Annotated in this window: 16 protein-coding genes; 5 read left to right on the top strand and 11 right to left on the bottom strand. The window is 66.9% G+C overall.

Annotated features, from left to right (window positions below):
* On the top strand, positions 1-204 hold a 204-nt coding region (locus tag ACS5PK_RS17425; RefSeq protein ID WP_439441523.1), incomplete at its 5' end, for a hypothetical protein.
* A gap of 88 nt (positions 205-292) precedes the next feature.
* On the opposite strand, the gene ACS5PK_RS17420 is transcribed toward ACS5PK_RS17425, so the two are convergent.
* The 5 genes from ACS5PK_RS17420 to ACS5PK_RS17400 form a co-directional block, all read right to left on the bottom strand.
* On the bottom strand, positions 293-1,801 hold the full coding sequence (locus ACS5PK_RS17420; protein WP_439441522.1) for a tripartite tricarboxylate transporter permease: 1,509 nt from the start codon (positions 1,799-1,801) through the stop codon (positions 293-295).
* 9 nt (positions 1,802-1,810) lie between these two features.
* Complete coding sequence (locus tag ACS5PK_RS17415; protein WP_439441521.1) at positions 1,811-2,272, bottom strand: tripartite tricarboxylate transporter TctB family protein; 462 nt, start codon at positions 2,270-2,272, stop codon at positions 1,811-1,813.
* Between the two features lie 97 nt (positions 2,273-2,369).
* Positions 2,370-4,163, bottom strand: a complete 1,794-nt coding sequence (locus tag ACS5PK_RS17410) for a GspE/PulE family protein (protein ID WP_439441520.1) — start codon at positions 4,161-4,163, stop codon at positions 2,370-2,372.
* Position 4,164: 1 nt separating this feature from the next.
* Positions 4,165-4,992 (bottom strand): spermidine synthase, encoded by an 828-nt coding sequence (locus tag ACS5PK_RS17405; RefSeq protein WP_439441519.1) that lies wholly within the window; start codon positions 4,990-4,992, stop codon positions 4,165-4,167.
* Positions 4,940-5,539 (bottom strand): DNA-deoxyinosine glycosylase, encoded by a 600-nt coding sequence (locus tag ACS5PK_RS17400; RefSeq protein ID WP_439441529.1) that lies wholly within the window; start codon positions 5,537-5,539, stop codon positions 4,940-4,942. The genes ACS5PK_RS17405 and ACS5PK_RS17400 overlap by 53 nt, the downstream gene beginning before the upstream one ends.
* Positions 5,540-5,602: 63 nt before the next feature.
* On the opposite strand from ACS5PK_RS17400, the gene ACS5PK_RS17395 reads away from it, so the two are divergent.
* The gene (locus ACS5PK_RS17395; protein ID WP_439441518.1) at positions 5,603-6,415 is read left to right on the top strand and encodes a mechanosensitive ion channel family protein; all 813 of its coding nucleotides are present in this window, start codon (positions 5,603-5,605) and stop codon (positions 6,413-6,415) included.
* A 14-nt stretch (positions 6,416-6,429) separates the two neighbouring features.
* On the opposite strand, the gene ACS5PK_RS17390 is transcribed toward ACS5PK_RS17395, so the two are convergent.
* The 6 genes from ACS5PK_RS17390 to polA form a co-directional block, all read right to left on the bottom strand.
* On the bottom strand, positions 6,430-7,095 hold the full coding sequence (locus ACS5PK_RS17390; protein WP_439441517.1) for a GNAT family N-acetyltransferase: 666 nt from the start codon (positions 7,093-7,095) through the stop codon (positions 6,430-6,432).
* Entirely contained in the window at positions 7,092-7,913 is an 822-nt protein-coding gene (locus ACS5PK_RS17385; RefSeq protein WP_439441516.1) for a TatD family hydrolase, read from the bottom strand. The genes ACS5PK_RS17390 and ACS5PK_RS17385 overlap by 4 nt, the downstream gene beginning before the upstream one ends.
* Positions 7,914-7,929: 16 nt before the next feature.
* Positions 7,930-8,799 (bottom strand): formyltetrahydrofolate deformylase, encoded by an 870-nt coding sequence (purU, locus tag ACS5PK_RS17380; RefSeq protein WP_439441515.1) that lies wholly within the window; start codon positions 8,797-8,799, stop codon positions 7,930-7,932.
* Between the two features lie 45 nt (positions 8,800-8,844).
* A complete protein-coding gene (locus ACS5PK_RS17375; protein ID WP_439441514.1) occupies positions 8,845-9,537 on the bottom strand; it encodes an ABC transporter ATP-binding protein in 693 nt (230 codons plus the stop codon).
* Positions 9,530-10,786: a lipoprotein-releasing ABC transporter permease subunit gene (locus ACS5PK_RS17370; protein WP_439441513.1), complete on the bottom strand. Its 1,257-nt coding sequence runs from the start codon at positions 10,784-10,786 to the stop codon at positions 9,530-9,532. The genes ACS5PK_RS17375 and ACS5PK_RS17370 overlap by 8 nt, the downstream gene beginning before the upstream one ends.
* A gap of 83 nt (positions 10,787-10,869) precedes the next feature.
* Positions 10,870-13,650 (bottom strand): DNA polymerase I, encoded by a 2,781-nt coding sequence (gene polA / locus ACS5PK_RS17365; RefSeq protein WP_439441512.1) that lies wholly within the window; start codon positions 13,648-13,650, stop codon positions 10,870-10,872.
* A gap of 86 nt (positions 13,651-13,736) precedes the next feature.
* On the opposite strand from polA, the gene ACS5PK_RS17360 reads away from it, so the two are divergent.
* Genes ACS5PK_RS17360 through ACS5PK_RS17350 form a run of 3 tightly spaced genes read left to right on the top strand, consistent with a single transcriptional unit; the run spans position 13,737 to position 15,989 of the window.
* Positions 13,737-14,105 (top strand): hypothetical protein, encoded by a 369-nt coding sequence (locus tag ACS5PK_RS17360; protein WP_439441511.1) that lies wholly within the window; start codon positions 13,737-13,739, stop codon positions 14,103-14,105.
* A gap of 42 nt (positions 14,106-14,147) precedes the next feature.
* Positions 14,148-15,128, top strand: a complete 981-nt coding sequence (locus tag ACS5PK_RS17355) for a homoserine kinase (protein WP_439441510.1) — start codon at positions 14,148-14,150, stop codon at positions 15,126-15,128.
* Entirely contained in the window at positions 15,129-15,989 is an 861-nt protein-coding gene (locus ACS5PK_RS17350) for a BPSS1780 family membrane protein (RefSeq protein ID WP_439441509.1), read from the top strand.
* Positions 15,990-16,045: the final 56 nt, after the last annotated feature.

Raw genomic sequence — 16,045 nt, 5'->3', positions numbered from 1 at the left:
AGAAGCGAGATTATGACTGAATTTCTTTCGTATCGTCAAGCGTTTTTTGAAATTTGTTTTTCAACAGCTTTCAACGCCTGGCGAAACATTCAGATCTCGCCGCGCATCAGGATCGAAACCCTTTTGCGCCCCGCCGCCAATTCGCGCTTCGTTTCGAAGCACTGCATCAGCAGCGAAGCCTTAGACTGTAGCACAGCTTTTTAGACCAGAGCAAGAGATTCGAGAAAAATTCTTCGTATCCAGAAACCGGCACTCCGGACCGGCGAGCAGCCGGGCACGCTCCGCTCAGTGCTCAGTCTTCCTGGAAGGCCTCTTCCCGCTTGCTGCGGATGGAGGGCAGCATCACCACCAGAATCAGCAGGAAGGCTGCCACCAGCAGTCCGGCGGACAGGGGCCGACTGACGAAAGTCCCCCAGTCGCCACGCGACAGCAACAAGGCGCGACGCAGGTTCTCTTCCATCATGGGCCCGAGGATGAAGCCCAGCAGCAGCGGCGCTGGCTCACAGCTCAGCTTGTAGAACACATAGCCCAGCATCGCAAAACCGGCGGTGACATAGACATCAAAGCTGTTGTTGTTCAGCGTGTAAGTGCCGATGCAGCAGAAGGTCACGATGGCCGGAAACAGGAAGCGGTAAGGCACAGTCAGCAGCTTGATCCACATGCCTATCAGAGGCAGGTTCAGCACCACCAGCATCAGATTGCCCACCCACATGGAGGCAATGAGGCCCCAGAAAAGCTGCGGGTTGCTGGTCATCACTTGCGGACCCGGTTGTATGCCCTTGATGGTCATCGCCCCCACCATCAAAGCCATCACGGCATTCGGCGGTATGCCCAGGGTCAGCATCGGGATGAAGCTGGTCTGCGCGCCGGCGTTGTTCGCGCTCTCCGGTCCGGCCACGCCCTGGATGGCGCCCTTGCCAAAGGCATGGCGGGGCTTGCGCACCACCTTCTTCTCCAGGGTGTACGCCGCAAAGGATGCAAGCAGAGCGCCACCACCTGGCAGCACCCCCAGCACCGAACCCAACGCCGTGCCCCGAAGGACGGAAGGCCAGGCTTCCTTGAAGTCTTCCTTGGTAGGCCACAAGCCCTTCACCTCTTTGGTGAAGACCTCTCGGTGTTCGGGCGGCTGCCCCAGGTTGGCAATGATTTCTCCAAAGCCGAAGACCCCCATGGCGATGACCACGAAGCCGATGCCATCGGACAGCTCCGGAATGTCGAAGGAGAAGCGTGGTGTACCGGATATCACGTCCGTGTTGATCTGCCCCAGCAACAGGCCCAGCACGATCATTGAGATGGCCTTGACCAGCGAACCTGAGGCCAGCACCACGGCGCCGATGAGTCCCAGCACCATCAGAGAGAAGTACTCGGCCGGACCGAACTTGAAGGCCATCTCGGTCAGCGGCGGCGCGAAGGCCGCAATGATGATGGTGCCCACGCAGCCCGCAAAGAAGGACCCCAGGCCCGCCACCGCCAGTGCCGCGCCTGCACGCCCTTGGCGGGCCATCTGGTAGCCGTCGATGGCCGTCACCACCGAGCTGGACTCGCCCGGAACGTTGATCAGGATGGCCGTGGTTGAACCACCGTACTGTGCGCCGTAGTAGATGCCGGCCAGCATGATCAGGCCTGGCGTTGCGTCCAGCGTGTAGATGGACGGCAGCAGCATCGCGATGGTCGCGACAGGTCCCAGGCCGGGCAGCACCCCGATCAGCGTGCCCAGCATGGCGCCCATGAAGGCGTAAGCCAGGTTCTGGAACGTCAGGGCGGTCTGAAACCCGAGCAGGAGGTTGTCAAGCAAGCTCATGAGCACTCCTCAAGCCAGGAAGACGGGCCAGACGGGGATGGTGAGCTTCAGTCCCCAGACAAAAATCACCCAGCTGCCCGCCGTCAGTACGACGGCGCTGATCAACGCATCCTTCCAATGGAACTCGTCACCGGCCAGCGAGGACATGAAGATCAGCAACGGCAGGGTCACCACCAGCCCCAACCTGGGCAATGCGAGCCCGAACAGGGCAATCGCGCCAACAATGATGAGCAGTGGGCGCCAGGCAATGGCGCCAATCTGGTCGCCGTCGGGGGACTCGATGGTCACCGCCTTGAAGAGGACGAGGCCGCCCAGCATGGCCAGCAGGATGCCCAGACCGAAGGGAAAGTAGCCGGGGCCAGGCTTTGCGGAGGAGCCGAAGTTGTATTCCGTGGCGCCCCAGGCAAAGGCCAGGCCGACCAGCAGGAACAGCAGACCGGACCAGAAGTCTCTTTGGCTCTTGATCTTCACTGAGCGCCTCTCATGCAGTTGTCAAACGATTCTAGGCAGCACATCCGGCGCTCTCGTCTGTGGTTTCCACGTAAGCGCAACAGCGCTGCGACAGGGATCAGTGCTCCCATTGCGGGGTGCTGCGCAGCACTTCATCCAGGGTAGTCAAACCCTCGGCAACCTTCATCGCTCCTGCCAGGCGCAGCGGGCGCAGCCCCTCCTGCATGGCCTGGCGCCGCATGGCAGGCATGTCAGCGTGGGCATGCAGATGCTTGCGCACGGGCTCGCTGAGCATCAGCAGCTCGTAAAGCCCGGCCCGACCGCGAAAGCCCGTATTGCGGCACTCCAGGCAGCCCACCGGCCGGTAGGCGCGCACCTTGCCATTCATGCGCCAGGGCTTGAGCGTCTCGTTGAGCGTCTCGGGTGTGACGCTCTCGTCAGGCTGCTTGCAGTGCTCGCAGAGCGTGCGAACCAGGCGCTGAGCCAGGACACCGATCACCGTCGCGTTGATCAAGTAGGCGGGCACGCCCAGGTCCAGCAGCCGGGTGACGGCTGAGACCGAATCGTTGGTGTGCAAGGTGCTGAAGACCAGATGGCCGGTCAGCGAGGCCTGGATGGCCATCTCGGCAGTTTCCAGATCGCGGATCTCACCGACCATGATGATGTCGGGATCCTGGCGCATCAGGGCACGCAGGCCTTCCGCGAAGCTGAAGTCAATGGCGGTCTGCACCTGGGTCTGGTTGAAGGCGGGTTCGATCATTTCGATCGGGTCCTCGATGGTGCAGACATTGACCTCGTCTGTAGCCAGGCGCTTGAGCGTGGAGTAAAGGGTCGTGGTCTTGCCGCTGCCGGTGGGGCCGGTGACGAGGATGATGCCGTGCGGCTTGGCCACCAGTTGGTTCCAGCGTTCGGAATCGTGGCGCGAGAAGCCCAGCTCGCTGAGGTCCTTGACGGCATTGTCGGGGTCGAAGATGCGCATCACCATCTTCTCGCCGAAGGCCGTGGGCAGCGTGGACAGACGCATTTCCACTTCCTCGCCCAGCGGGTTGCGCGTCTTGATGCGGCCGTCCAGGGGTCGCCGGCGTTCGACGACGTCCATGCGGCCCAGCAGCTTGATGCGCGAGGTCATGGCCCCCAGCACCGTGGGCGGCAGCTGGTAGACGGTATGCAGCACACCGTCGATGCGGAAGCGGATCAGGCCGATTTCGCGGCGCGGCTCCAGGTGGATGTCGCTGGCACGCTGGTCGAAGGCGTACTGCCACAGCCAGTCGACCACCTGCACGATGCCCTGATCGTTGGCGTCCAGTTGCTTGTTGGAGCGCCCCAGCTCAACCAGTTGTTCAAAGCTCGCCGAGGGCGCCGCAGCACCGCTCTTCGCGGCCTCGCGTACGGACTTGGCCAAGGTGAAGAACTCAGTCGTGTAGCGCGCAATCTCGTTGGGGCTGGACACGACCAGCTTGATCTGCTTGCGCGTATGCGACTCGATCTGCGCGACCCAGCCGAGGTCGAAGGGTTCGCTGGTCGCAATGGTGATGTCCATCAGACCGAACTGGATGGGCAGGCAGCGCTTGGCCTCGGCGTAGTTGACCGACATCACATCGGACACGCGGCCCACGTCCACCTTCAGCGGGTCGATACGGAGATACGGCAGGCGCGCCCGCTCGGCCAACCAGGCCGTCAGCGCCTCGACGTCCAGCAGCTTGCCGTTGGACAGGCGATGCAGCCCCGCAGCGGCCAGGCGCAGCAGCGGGTGCTGGGCGCTGTCGCCTGCGCCGAAGCGCTGCTCCACACGCTGTGCAGACTCGGCGTCAATGATGCCGTCCTCCTGCAGCCAACGCAGCAGGGGCCGCCATTCCAGGCGCCCGCCCTGCTGGCCCACGGCAGAGGATTCGCTCTTGGACGCACTGTTCATCTCAGGCCTCTTCCGCCATCAGTTCAATGATGCGCATCGGCAGGGGCCGCACCAGGCGCAGCCACTTGCGCGCGGGCAGGCCATGGCTGCCGTAGCGCGCCTCGATCTTATCGGCACGGCGCTCCAGCTCCTCGCGGTCCGGCACCTGCACGCCTCGCGCCGCCACCACCACGGTGTTGCCCTCCTTCGTCGGAGCCAGACTCCAGACCTGATCACTGCCGAAGACGCGGGCGATGCGGGCGGCACTGCGCGCAAAGCTGGCCGCGCGCCCGAACAGGTTGACCGTCATCAGGCCGCCGTCGGCCAGCACGCCCCGGCAGGCCGCATAGAAGTCCTCGTCATCCAGCACGGGCGAGGCCGCGTCGTGGTCGTAGAGGTCCACATTGAGCACCTGCACGGTCTGCAGGTTCGCCGGGTCGGCCACCCAGCGCGCTGCGTCCTGGTTCAGGACGGAGAGTCGCTCGTCGTCCTCCGGCAGGTGGAACCAGCTGCGGCAGGCAGCGATCACGGTCGGGTTGATCTCGACCGCCGTGGTCTGCATGCGCAGCACCTTGTGGCAGAAGCGGGTCAGCGCCGCAGCGCCCAGGCCCAGTTGCACGGCATGGCCTTCGCGCAGGGACTCGCCGTCCCGCCAGAGCATCCAGGCCATCATGCGCTGGATGTACTCCAGCTCCAGCACCTGGGGCTTGCGGATGCGCATGGCGCCCTGGACCCAGATGCTGTCCAGGTGCAGGAAGCGGACGCCGTCGAACTCCGACAGCGTGGCATGCGTCCATTCAGGGCTGGCCGCGCGGCCACCCGTTTCCTTCGTCTTCTTCTTGATGCTCATCCAGCAGTCCGGCAAAGGCAAAGACCTCGCGCCAGGACTGCAGCTTGCGCTCGAAGCTCCAGCTGGCATTGGCCGGGCTGGTCGAGGGCAGGCGGAAGACAGGCAGGCCGAGGGCTTGCGTGACGCGCAGGCTGCGCGCCGATTCCCCGCCATTGTGTGCGATTGCCCGCAGCTCCGGGAGGCTGCTCACCAGCGCTTGCAAATCATTGGGCTTGGCGGCGCGGATGTCGGCGTCCAGGCTGCCCTCCCGCTGACAGCTGGCGTAGACGTCCCAGATGGCCAGACCGCGCCGTGCAACCCAGCCGCAGCGCAGCTCGTAAGGCATGGCACGCAAGTCCTGACCCCACAGCGCCGACAGCAGCGGCCAGAAGTGGTTGCGAGGGTGGCCGTAATACTGCTGAGCAGTCAGCGAGGCCACACTGGGGAAGCTGCCCAGCACCAGCAGCCGCGCCCGGGGCGAGGCCAGCGCGGGCAAACCCTGCAGCACAGGGTCGCCGGTGGCAGTTTCAATCGAGGCGCCCGCGGCTGCGGCCGGGTCTCCTGTCATCCGGACCTGGATGTCGGGCGTTCGTCGTGCCATGTCATTCATTCAAGAACACGGAGGATTGCAATGTTGAATACCGAAGCCATCTGGGTTTTCCTGAGCACCCAGGGCATGGATTTTGGACTCAAGGTCCTGGCCGCATTGGCCGCCTGGATCATCGGCCGCTGGGTCATCGGCCTGGTGCTGCGGCTGATGGGCGCGGCGCTGGAGCGCGGCAAGCGCATCGATTCCACGCTGTCCACCTACCTGCGCTCCATCCTGTCGGTGATCCTGAACATCGTCCTGGTGCTGGCCATCCTGGACATCTTCGGCATCCACACCACCTCCTTCGCCGCCCTGCTGGCCGGCGCGGGCCTGGCCATCGGCACGGCCTGGGGCGGCCTGCTGACGCACTTTGCAGCCGGCATCTTCATGCAGGTGCTGCGGCCCTTCAAGGTGGGGGACTTCGTCCAGGTGGGCGGGGTCACGGGCACGGTGCTGGAGATCGGCCTCTTCGGCACCACCCTGGTCACGCCAGACAATGTGCAGACCATCATCGGCAATAACAAGATCTTCTCGGACACCATCCAGAACTTCTCCAGCCTGCCCTTCCGGCGCGTGGACTGCGTGGCCAAGATCGCCAACAGCGTGGACCCGCTGGACGCCATCGCCCGCCTGAAGACGGCCCTGGCCCAGATCCCCAACATTGCCAGCTCGCCCGCGCCCGACGTCGAGATCCTCAGCTTCACCCCCGAAGGCCCCCTGCTCTGCGTGCGGCCCTACACCCACACCGACCACTACTGGCAGGTCTACTTCGACACGCACAAGGCGGTGGTCGCGACCTTCGGTGCGGCCGGCTACCCTGTGCCGGAAACGCCCATCACGCCGCGCAACCGCTGAAGCGATCCGCCCGTTCAGTCGGGCAGGAAGGCGGTCGAGAAGGGGCTCAGCACCGTCCACCCCAGGGCCTCGTAGAGCGAGCGCCCCTGCATGGTGGCCACCAGCAACTCCGGCGCACGCGCTTCGCGCTTGCAGGCGCCGAGTTCGTGCATCAGCAGCCGGCCCAGCCCGCGCCTCTGATGGGCGGGCTCGGTGAGGATGCGGTCGTAGATGAACACGCCGGCCGTCTCCGCGGCATGGCCGCTGGCGGCAAGCTCCCCGTCCTCGGTCAGGATCCGCACCTGGCTGAGCCCCGCCGCGGTGTGCCGCTCGCAGCGGTAGCCCGGCACCGGCCTAGCCAGTGGCGACCGACCCGGTCCCTGCATGAAATACCCCTGCGCCGCAATCCGCCACGCCGACGGCAAGGCCGCCAGCAACTGCTCGGGCTCGGCGCAGACCTTGATGAAATGCCGGGGCTGCACGATCTCCTGCGCCAGGGACGTGACGGCCGGACTCACCCGGGGAAAGACCCAGCGCCGTACTTCGTCGGGCGCATTGACGTCGACCCGGTAGCCACCCGCATCATCAAAGGGCGCTGGCAGCCCGCGTCCGGCCGAGCGGGCGGCCAGCCAGGCCCGTATCCAGGCCGCGATGTCGGGGCGGCTGCAATCGATGGCCCTGCCATGTGAGGAATCCTTCAAAGGTGCCCCTCCAAGTTGCCCAGGCGGGGCAGCGCCGTGACAGCGTTGACTCGGGTCTGCCCGGCGGCCTGTGGCAGCGTCCAGCCTCGGATAGCGGCCAGGCGCTCGGCGATGCGCGGCAGCTCGGCCGGCTCGTTGCGGCTGGACTCGCCTGCCGCGCGCTGCGCCGCGGTCTTGTAGAGCCAGTGCGGGGGAATGTCCGGTGCATCCGTCTCCAGCACCAGCGATTCGGCAGGCAGGGAGGCCGCCAGACGCCGGATCTGCAACGATCGGTCGAAGGTCAGTGTGCCGCCAAAGCCAAGGCGAAAGCCCAGCTTCCAGAAGGTCAGCGCCTGCTGCTCGCTGCCGTTGAACGCATGGGCGATGCCGCCGACCACGGGCAGGCGGCGCAGCCCGGCCAGCAGTTGATCGGCACTGCGCCGCACGTGCAGCAACACCGGCAGACCCAGCTCGCGGGCCAGCCTGAGCTGAGTCAGGTAGAAGTGCTGCTGCAGATCGGCGTCAATGCCCGGCACGAAGAAGTCCAGGCCGATCTCGCCCACCGCCACCAGACGCGGGTCATCCCGCCAGACCCGCAAGCGGTCCGCCAGCAGGGTCAGGTCTTGCTCCCGGGCCTGCATCACATACAGCGGATGGATGCCCAGCGCGTAGGCAAAGCCGTGGCGATGCGCCAGCTCGTGCACCGTGTCGAAGCCAAAGGCCGCAACGGCCGGGATCACGATCTGCCTCACCCCCGCGTCCTGGGCGCGCCGCACGACGGCGTCACGGTCGGCATCGAACTCGGGCGCGTCCAGGTGGCAGTGGGTGTCTATCCACATGCACGGCGCTCCGTCCTCAGCGGAAGACCACGGTACGGTTGCCGTTCATCAGCACGCGGTGCTCGGCATGCCACTGGATGGCGCGGGCCAGGGTGATGCATTCAGTGTCCCGGCCGATGGCCACCAGCTGCTCGGGCGGCATGCTGTGGTCGATGCGGGCCACTTCCTGCTCGATGATGGGGCCTTCATCCAGGTCCGAGGTCACGTAGTGCGCCGTGGCGCCGATCAGCTTGACGCCCCGCTCATGCGCCTGGTGATAGGGCCGCGCGCCCTTGAAGCTGGGCAGGAAGCTGTGGTGGATGTTGATGGCGCGGCCCGAGAGGTACTCGCACATCTCGCCCGAGAGGATCTGCATGTAGCGGGCCAGCACGACGAGGTCGATGCGGTTCTCCTCGACCACCTCGCGAATCTTGCGCTCCTGAGCGGCCTTCTGCTCGGGCGTGGAATTCAGCAGCGGGAAGTGGTGAAAGGGGATGTTGTGCGAGGCGGCCAACTGGTAGAAGTCCCGGTGGTTGGAGACGATGGCCGGGATCTCGATGGGCAGGTGGCCCGTCTGCACGCGAAAGAGCAGGTCGTTGAGGCAGTGCCCCAGCTTGGAGACCAGCAGCAGCACACGGGTCTTGGTCTCACGTCCGACCAGCTCCCAGTCCATCTGCAGCTGCCTGGCCAAGGGCGCAAAGGCCTCGCGCAGGGCCAGCACGGGCGTGGCGCGGCTGCATTCGAACTCGATGCGCATGAAGAAGCGCTGGTGGTCGGCATCACCGTGCTGGGCCGAGGTCAGGATGTTGCCGCCCTGCTCCAGCAGAAATCCCGTCACGGCGTGGACGATGCCGGCCTGATCCGGACAGCTGAGCTTGAGGATGTAGCGGGGCGGGACAACAGACATGGGGCCTCCAGGACAGTGGGGCACCGATCCTACTGCAGCCCGCGCTCAATCCTGCTGCAGACGGCCGCCGATGAGGTTCAAGCGGGTTTCACAGCGTGCGGCCAGTTGCTGGTCATGGCTGACCATCACGAAAGCCGTGCCCTGGCTGGACGCCAACTCCAGCATCAGGCCGAAGACGGCATCCGCCGTGCCGCGGTCCAGGTTGCCGGTGGGCTCGTCCGCCAGCACGCAGGCCGGGCGGCTGACCAGGGCGCGGGCGATGGCCACGCGCTGGCGCTCGCCGCCCGAGAGCTCGGCCGGCCGGTGCATCGCGCGCTGCCCCAGGCCTACGCGTTCCAGCATCGCCTTCGCCTGCGCCCGAGCCTCGGCCTCGGGCTGGCGGCGGATGCGCAGGGGCATGGCCACGTTGTCCAGGGCCGTGAACTCCGGCAGCAGGTGGTGGAACTGGTAGATGAAGCCCAGGTGCTCGTTGCGCCAGCGGCCCTGCTCGGCCGGGTTCATCTGGGCGAAGTCACGGCCCATCAGCTGGACGCGGCCGCTGCTGGGCGCATCGAGGCCGCCCAGCAGGTGCAGCAGCGTACTCTTGCCCGAGCCCGAGGCGCCGACGATGGCCAGGGTCTGGCCCCGGCGCACGCTGATGTCCACACCCGTCAGCACGGTGACGTCGAGGGGGCCCTCTTCGAAGCGCCGACTCAGCGCCGTGCCCTGAAGCACCAGATCCTTGGAACGGTCATTCATAGCGCAGCGCCTCCGCGGGTTGCACGCGGCTGGCGCGCCAGCTGGGGTAGAGGGTGGCCAGGAAGGCCAGCACCAGGGAGGTCAGGGCGATGGGGATGATGTCGGACCACTGCGGATCGCTGGGCATGCGGCTGATCACGTAGACGCTGCTGGGCAGGAAGCTGGTATTGAAGAGGCGCTCGATGGCGGGCACGATGACGTCGATGTTGAAGGCCGTCAGCAGGCCCAGCAAGGTGCCACCGACGGTGCCGATCACGCCGGCTGCCGCCCCCTGCACCATGAAGATGCCCATGATGGAGCGCGGGCTCGCGCCCAGGGTGCGCAGGATGGCGATGTCGCTCTGCTTGTCAGTCACCGTCATGACCAGGGTCGAGACCAGGTTGAAGGCGGCCACGGCCACGATAAGGGTCAGGATGATGCGCATCATGCGCTTCTCCAGTTGCACGGCGTCGTACCAGCTGGCATTGGTACGGGTCCAGTCGCGCACGCGGATGGCGGGTCCGAAGCTCAGCGAAAGCTGGTCCCCCACCTCGCGGGCCTGATGGACATCGGCCAGGCGCAGCTGCACACCCGTGGGGCCGTCGACGCGGAAGAAGCGCTGGGCATCCTGGATGTGGACCAGGGCCAGGGCGCTGTCGTACTCATAGTGGCCGGCGCTAAAAAGTCCCACCACCTTGAACTGCTTGAAGCGTGGCGAGACCCCCGCCGGCGTCACGTCCCCCGTAGGTGCGGCCAGGGTAATGCGGTCGCCCTCGTGCACCTGCAGCGCGCGGGCCATCTCCACCCCGATCAGCACGCCGAACTCGCCCGGCACCAGGCGCTTGAGGGCCGTGTCCTTGAGTTCGGCGGCCAGCGGCGTCATGGCAGGCTCCAGGGCAGGATCGATGCCGCGCACGATGGCACCGCGCATGTCCTCGCCCCGCGCCACCAGCACCTGGTTGGCCACGAAGGGCGCGGCTGCCTTCACCTGTGGGTTGCGTCTGGCCTGCCCGGCCAACTGCTCCCAGTCCGGGAAGCTCTCGCCCTGCCAGCCCATCAACTCGATGTGCGATACCACGGACAGCATGCGGTCCCGCACCTCCTTCTGGAAGCCGTTCATCACCGACAGCACGATGATCAGCGCCGCCACCCCCAGCGCGATGCCCAGCATCGACACCCCGGAGATGAAGGAGATGAAGCGGTTGCGCCGCCCTCCCCGGCCCGCACGCGTGTAGCGCCAGCCGATCTGCCATTCATACGGTAAATCCATCAATCACCTTGCATGCGCCGCTTGCGCGGCCTTGAACCTGTTAAGCCCGAAGAGCCAGCCTCGCCCATGGGCTCGCTGGGATGTCAATGTGCTTCGTCCCAGTTCGCCCCGACCCCGACCTCGGCCAGCAGCGGCACCTTGAGCTGGGCTACGCCCGCCATCAGGCGCGGCACCTCCGCGCGAATCCAGTCCAACTCTGACTCAGGCACCTCGAAAACCAGTTCGTCATGCACCTGCATCACGATGCGGCTCTGCTTGCCCTCGTCGTCCAGTGCCTTTTGCACCGCGATCATGGCCAGCTTGATCAGGTCGGCCGCCGTGCCCTGCATGGGTGCGTTGATGGCCTGGCGCTCAGCGCCGGCCTTGCGCGGGCCGTTGCCGCCGTTGATCTCCGGGAGATAGATCCGACGGCCAAAATAGGTCTTGACGTAGCCGAGGTCCTTGGCCGACTGACGGGTCAGGTCCATATACGTCTTCACCCCGGCAAAGCGGGTGAAGTAGCGGTCGATGTAGTCCTTGGCCGCCTTCTGCTCGATGCCCAGGGACTGGGCCAGGCCGAAGGCGCCCATGCCGTAGATCAGGCCGAAGTTGATGGTCTTGGCATAGCGGCGCTGCTCGCTGGTGACCGCGTCCACGGCCACGCCGAAGACCTCGGAGGCGGTGGCGCGGTGCACGTCCAGCCCGTCCTGGAAGGCCTTGAGCAGGCCAGGGTCCTCGCTGATGTGAGCCATGATGCGAAGCTCGATCTGCGAGTAGTCGGCGCTGACGATCACATGCCCCGGCGGCGCGACAAAGGCCTCGCGCACCCGGCGCCCTTCGGCCGTGCGGATGGGGATGTTCTGCAGGTTCGGGTCGTTGCTGGACAGCCGCCCCGTCACCGCCACCGCCTGCGAATAGGAGGTGTGGACCCGGCCCGTCTGGGGATTGACCATCAGCGGCAGCTTGTCGGTATAGGTGCTCTTGAGCTTGGCCAGGCCGCGGTACTCGAGGATCTTGGCCGGCAGCGGGTAGTCCGCGGCCAGCTTGTCCAGCACTTCCTCGTCGGTCGAGGGCGCGCCGGTGGCGGTCTTCTTGACCACGGGCAGGCCCAGCTTGTTGAAGAGAATCTCGCCGATCTGCTTGGGGCTGCCCATGTTGAAGGGCTGGCCGGCGATCTCGTAGGCCTGCTGCTCGATGGCGACCAGGCGCTGCGCCAGCTCGTGGCTCTGGGCCTGCAGGCGCGCGCCATCGATCAGCACCCCTGTGCGCTCGATGCGCGCCAGCAGCAGGGACACCGGCATCTCGATCTGGCGGTAGACGAAGTCCAGCCCGGGGTCAGACTGCAGGCGCGGCTGCAGCAGCTCGTGCACGTGCAGGCACATCTCGGAGTCCTCGCTGGAGTACTCGGCAGCCTTGGCCACGTCGACCTGGGCGAAGGGGATCTGATGGGCGCCCTTGCCGCAGAGGTCTTCGTAGCTCAGGCCGTGGCGGCCCAGATGGCGCTCGGCCAGGGCTTCGAGACCGTGGGTCTTGTGCGCCTCCAGCACATAGCTTTCCAGCATGGTGTCGTGCACATAGCCCTGCACCGCGATGCCGTGGTTGGCAAAGACATGCAGGTCGTACTTGACGTTCTGGCCCAGCTTGGCCCGCGAGCCGTCCTCCAGCCAGGGCTTCAGGCGGGCCAGCACTTCGTCCATGGGGAGCTGCTCGGGCGCGTCGGGGCCGCTGTGGCGCAGGGGGATGTAGCAGGCCTCGCCGGGCTGGTCGGCAAAGGACAGGCCCACGATACGGGCAGCCATGGGGTCCAGGGAATCGGTTTCGGTGTCCAGGGCGACCAGGGGTGCGGCCTGGATGCGGGCCAGCCAGGCCTCGAAGGCGGTCCAGTCCAGGACGGTGTCGTAGCGGCGCTCGACCTGCGCGGCCTCGGCCGGCGGCGCGATGTCGGCGAAGAGGTCGCCCGTCGTCCCGGCAGCGGGCTTGGGCGCAGGCGTCGCGGCGCCACCGCCCAGCTCCGCCTCCAGCTCGCGCTTGAGCGTGCGGAAGCCGTAGCGGGTGAAGAAGTCCAGCAGGCCGGACTTGTCCACGGGCTGCAGGGCCAGGGCGTCCAGGGCCGGCCATTGCGGCACGTGGCCGGCCAGATCGCAGTCCAGCTTGACGGTCACCAGGCGGCGGCCCGTGGGCAGCCAGTCCAGGGCCTTGCGCAGGTTCTCGCCGGCCACGCCCTTGATCTTGTCGGCGCTGGCGACCACGCCGTCCAGCGAGCCGTATTCGGCGATCCACTTGGCGGCGGTCTTGGGGCCCACCTTCTCGACGCCGGGCACGTTGTCCACGGCATCGCCCATGAGGGTCAGGTAGTCGATGATGCGGTCCGGCGGCACGCCGAACTTCTCCATCACGCCGGCCACGTCCAGGCGCTCGGGCGGCTTGGCCATGGTGTTGATCAGGCTGACGTCGGCATTGACCAGTTGGGCCAGATCCTTGTCGCCCGTGGCCACCACGACCCGGTGGCCGCTCTCGGCGCCCAGGCGGGCCAGGGTGCCGATGGCGTCATCCGCCTCGATGCCCGGCACCTCCAGCAGCGGCCAGCCCAGCAGCTTCACCACCTCGTGGATGGGGGCGATCTGCGCCCGCAGCTCATCCGGCATGGGCGGGCGATGGGCCTTGTACTCGGGGTACCACTCGTCGCGGAAGGTCGGACCCTTGGCGTCGAACACGCAGGCAGCATGCTCGGCGCCGATGTCATCGCGCAGCTTCTTCATCATGGCCACGAAGCCATGCACGGCGCCGGTAGGCTGGCCCTCGGGGCCGCGCAGGTCCGGCAGGGCGTGGAAGGCGCGGTAGAGGAAGCTGGAGCCGTCGACCAGCAGCAGGATGGGTTTGCTCATGGGGGCGCATTGTCACGCAAGGCATGGCCGGCTGCTGTCAGCAGCCTGCGTGAGAGGCGGCTCTGGCTGCCGCATAGAATCGGCGGATGCAGAACCCGTCCCCCCTCCACCTGCCATCGCCGGCCCGGCCCTGGGCACGGGCTGCCCTGTCCCTGGCCACCGGGCTGATCGCCTGCCTGGCCGCTGTGGCGCATGCGGCCGAGACCCCGGCCGCCCCGCCCCTTCCTCAGGACCCGCCCGAACCCGCGGTGCAGGAGATCCGGCTGGAAGACGACAGCATCCGCATCGAGGAACTCCGCGTGCGCGGCCAGACCGTCAGCGCCAAGGTCAAGCCCAAGGGCAAGGCCCCGGAGTACGAGATCCTGCTGGGCGAGCCCGGCCGCGACCTGAGCCCCGGTGCCGCCTCGGCCAAGGCCGGGGCCGGTCAGCGCGTCTGGCGCCTGTTCAGCTTCTGATTCCCGCGCGGCGCCAGCAGCGCCCCGCCCAGCCTTCCTGCCATGGCCGTCTTCACCCAAGTCTCCGCCGCCCAGGTCCAGGTCCTGATGGACCGCCTGCAACTGGGCACCATCACCGATCTGCGCGGCATCACGGCCGGCATCGAGAACACCAACTACTTCGTCAGCACCGAGCGCGGCGACTACGTGCTGACCCTCTTCGAGCGCCTGAGCTTCGAACAGTTGCCCTTCTACCTGCGCCTGATGAAGCACCTGGCCGGCCGTGGCATCCCAGTGCCTGACCCGCAGGCCGATGGCAGCGGCGAGATCCTGCACCGTGTGCAGGGCAAGCCCGCCGCCGTGGTGAACAAGCTGCGCGGCGGCCACCAACTGGCGCCGGATCTCTTCCACTGCGAGCAGGTCGGCGCCATGCTGGCCCGCATGCATCTGGCCGGCCGCGACTTTCCGCTGAGCCAGCCCAATCTGCGCGGCCTGGCCTGGTGGAGCGACACCGTCCCCGTGGTGCTGCCCTTCCTGACGCCGGAGCAGGCCGAGCTGCTCTCCAGCGAGCTGGCCTTCCAGCAGCAGTTGGCCGCCTCGCAGAGCTATGCCGAGCTGCCACGCGGCCCCATCCACGCCGACCTCTTCCGCGACAACGTCATGTTCGAGGGCCTGCCCGGCCGCGAGCAGCTCAGCGGCTTCTTCGACTTCTACTTCGCCGGTGTCGACACCTTTCTGTTCGACATCGCCGTGTGCCTCAACGACTGGTGCATCGACCTCGCCAGCGGCCGCCTGGACGAGGCCCGCGCCCAGGCCTTTGTGCAGGCCTACGAACGCGAGCGCCCGCTGAGCGGCGCCGAGCACCGCCTGATGCCGGCCCTGCTGCGCGCGGCGGCGCTGCGCTTCTGGGTCTCGCGCCTGTGGGACTACCACCTGCCGCGCGAAGCCTCCTTGCTCAAGCCCCACGATCCCACCCACTTCGAGCGCGTGCTGCGCGAGCGCCTCGCGAGCGCATGGCACGCCCTTGCCCCCCAGGAACGCTGAATGGCCCTGACCCTCCACCTGCAGAACGTCCCCGCGGCCAACGGCCTGCTGTGGGTCCGGCACGGTTTCAAGATCGTGCAGCGCGCGCCGCTGGGCATGATCGGTCTGTTCTCGGCGCTGATGCTGCTGAACCTGCTGACCCTGGCCCTGCCAGCGCCCCTGCGCTTCCTGCTGCTGGCCACCATGCCGCTGTTCTCGCTGGGCTTCATGCTGGCGTCGCACCTGGTGCTGCAGGGCAAGCGCCCCGTGCCCAGCGTCTTCATCGCGCCCCTGCAGCTGACGAGCGAGCGGCGCACCACCCAGTTGGTGCTGGGCTTCAGCTTCGCGCTGCTGACCATCGGCGGCCTGCTACTGATGGACCAACTGGACGGCGGCGCCTTCGGCACGGCCTTAGACAAGTTCATGGACGCCATGACCGCAGCCAGCCAGGAAGGTGGCAAGCAGCCGGCCGAGCTGCCTGCGCCCGACCCTGCGCTGTTCAGCGGCTTCATGCTGCGCCTGGCCTGGATCGCCCTGATCAGCACACCCTACTGGCATGCCCCCGCCCTGGTGCACTGGGGCGGCCAGGGTGCGCTGCAGGCCTTGTTCTCCAGCACCCTGGGCGTATGGCGCAACCGCGGTGCCTTCGCGGTCTACATGCTGGGCTGGCTGGGCGTGCAGATCGTCGCCAGCCTGGCCGGCGGCATGCTCAGCGCGGCCTTCGCGCTGGCGGGGCTCAGCGCCTTGCTGCCCCTGCTGGGCATCATCGCCATGTATGCCCTGGGCTCGGCCTTCTACGCGTCCCTCTACTTCACCTTCGTGGACTGCTTCATGTTCGGCGCCCCCAAGGACGTGCTGGCCCACCCTCCGCAACAGTCGTGAGTGCGGGCGAGGCTCGCGCGTGCGCCACCGGCCGCGCGGGAGCCTCGACAGCGGGT

Source organism: Roseateles sp. DB2, from assembly GCF_051857535.1.
Taxonomy (GTDB): Bacteria; Pseudomonadota; Gammaproteobacteria; order Burkholderiales; family Burkholderiaceae_C; genus Roseateles_B.
Note: the sequence above shows the minus strand (reverse complement) of the source record. Positions and strands in the feature narration are given on the sequence as shown.

Excerpts from the sequence above, each read along its gene's own strand:
- ACS5PK_RS17420 (WP_439441522.1), bottom strand. The coding sequence starts at position 1,801 with ATGAGCTTGCTTGACAACCTCCTGCTCGGGTTTCAGACCGCCCTGACG.
- ACS5PK_RS17370 (WP_439441513.1), bottom strand. The coding sequence starts at position 10,786 with ATGGATTTACCGTATGAATGGCAGATCGGCTGGCGCTACACGCGTGCG.
- ACS5PK_RS17355 (WP_439441510.1), top strand. The coding sequence starts at position 14,148 with ATGGCCGTCTTCACCCAAGTCTCCGCCGCCCAGGTCCAGGTCCTGATG.
- ACS5PK_RS17410 (WP_439441520.1), bottom strand. The coding sequence starts at position 4,163 with ATGAACAGTGCGTCCAAGAGCGAATCCTCTGCCGTGGGCCAGCAGGGC.
- polA (WP_439441512.1), bottom strand. The coding sequence starts at position 13,650 with ATGAGCAAACCCATCCTGCTGCTGGTCGACGGCTCCAGCTTCCTCTAC.
- ACS5PK_RS17360 (WP_439441511.1), top strand. The coding sequence starts at position 13,737 with ATGCAGAACCCGTCCCCCCTCCACCTGCCATCGCCGGCCCGGCCCTGG.
- ACS5PK_RS17395 (WP_439441518.1), top strand. The coding sequence starts at position 5,603 with ATGTTGAATACCGAAGCCATCTGGGTTTTCCTGAGCACCCAGGGCATG.
- ACS5PK_RS17350 (WP_439441509.1), top strand. The coding sequence starts at position 15,129 with ATGGCCCTGACCCTCCACCTGCAGAACGTCCCCGCGGCCAACGGCCTG.
- ACS5PK_RS17375 (WP_439441514.1), bottom strand. The coding sequence starts at position 9,537 with ATGAATGACCGTTCCAAGGATCTGGTGCTTCAGGGCACGGCGCTGAGT.
- ACS5PK_RS17385 (WP_439441516.1), bottom strand. The coding sequence starts at position 7,913 with ATGTGGATAGACACCCACTGCCACCTGGACGCGCCCGAGTTCGATGCC.
- ACS5PK_RS17400 (WP_439441529.1), bottom strand. The coding sequence starts at position 5,539 with ATGACAGGAGACCCGGCCGCAGCCGCGGGCGCCTCGATTGAAACTGCC.
- ACS5PK_RS17405 (WP_439441519.1), bottom strand. The coding sequence starts at position 4,992 with ATGAGCATCAAGAAGAAGACGAAGGAAACGGGTGGCCGCGCGGCCAGC.
- purU (WP_439441515.1), bottom strand. The coding sequence starts at position 8,799 with ATGTCTGTTGTCCCGCCCCGCTACATCCTCAAGCTCAGCTGTCCGGAT.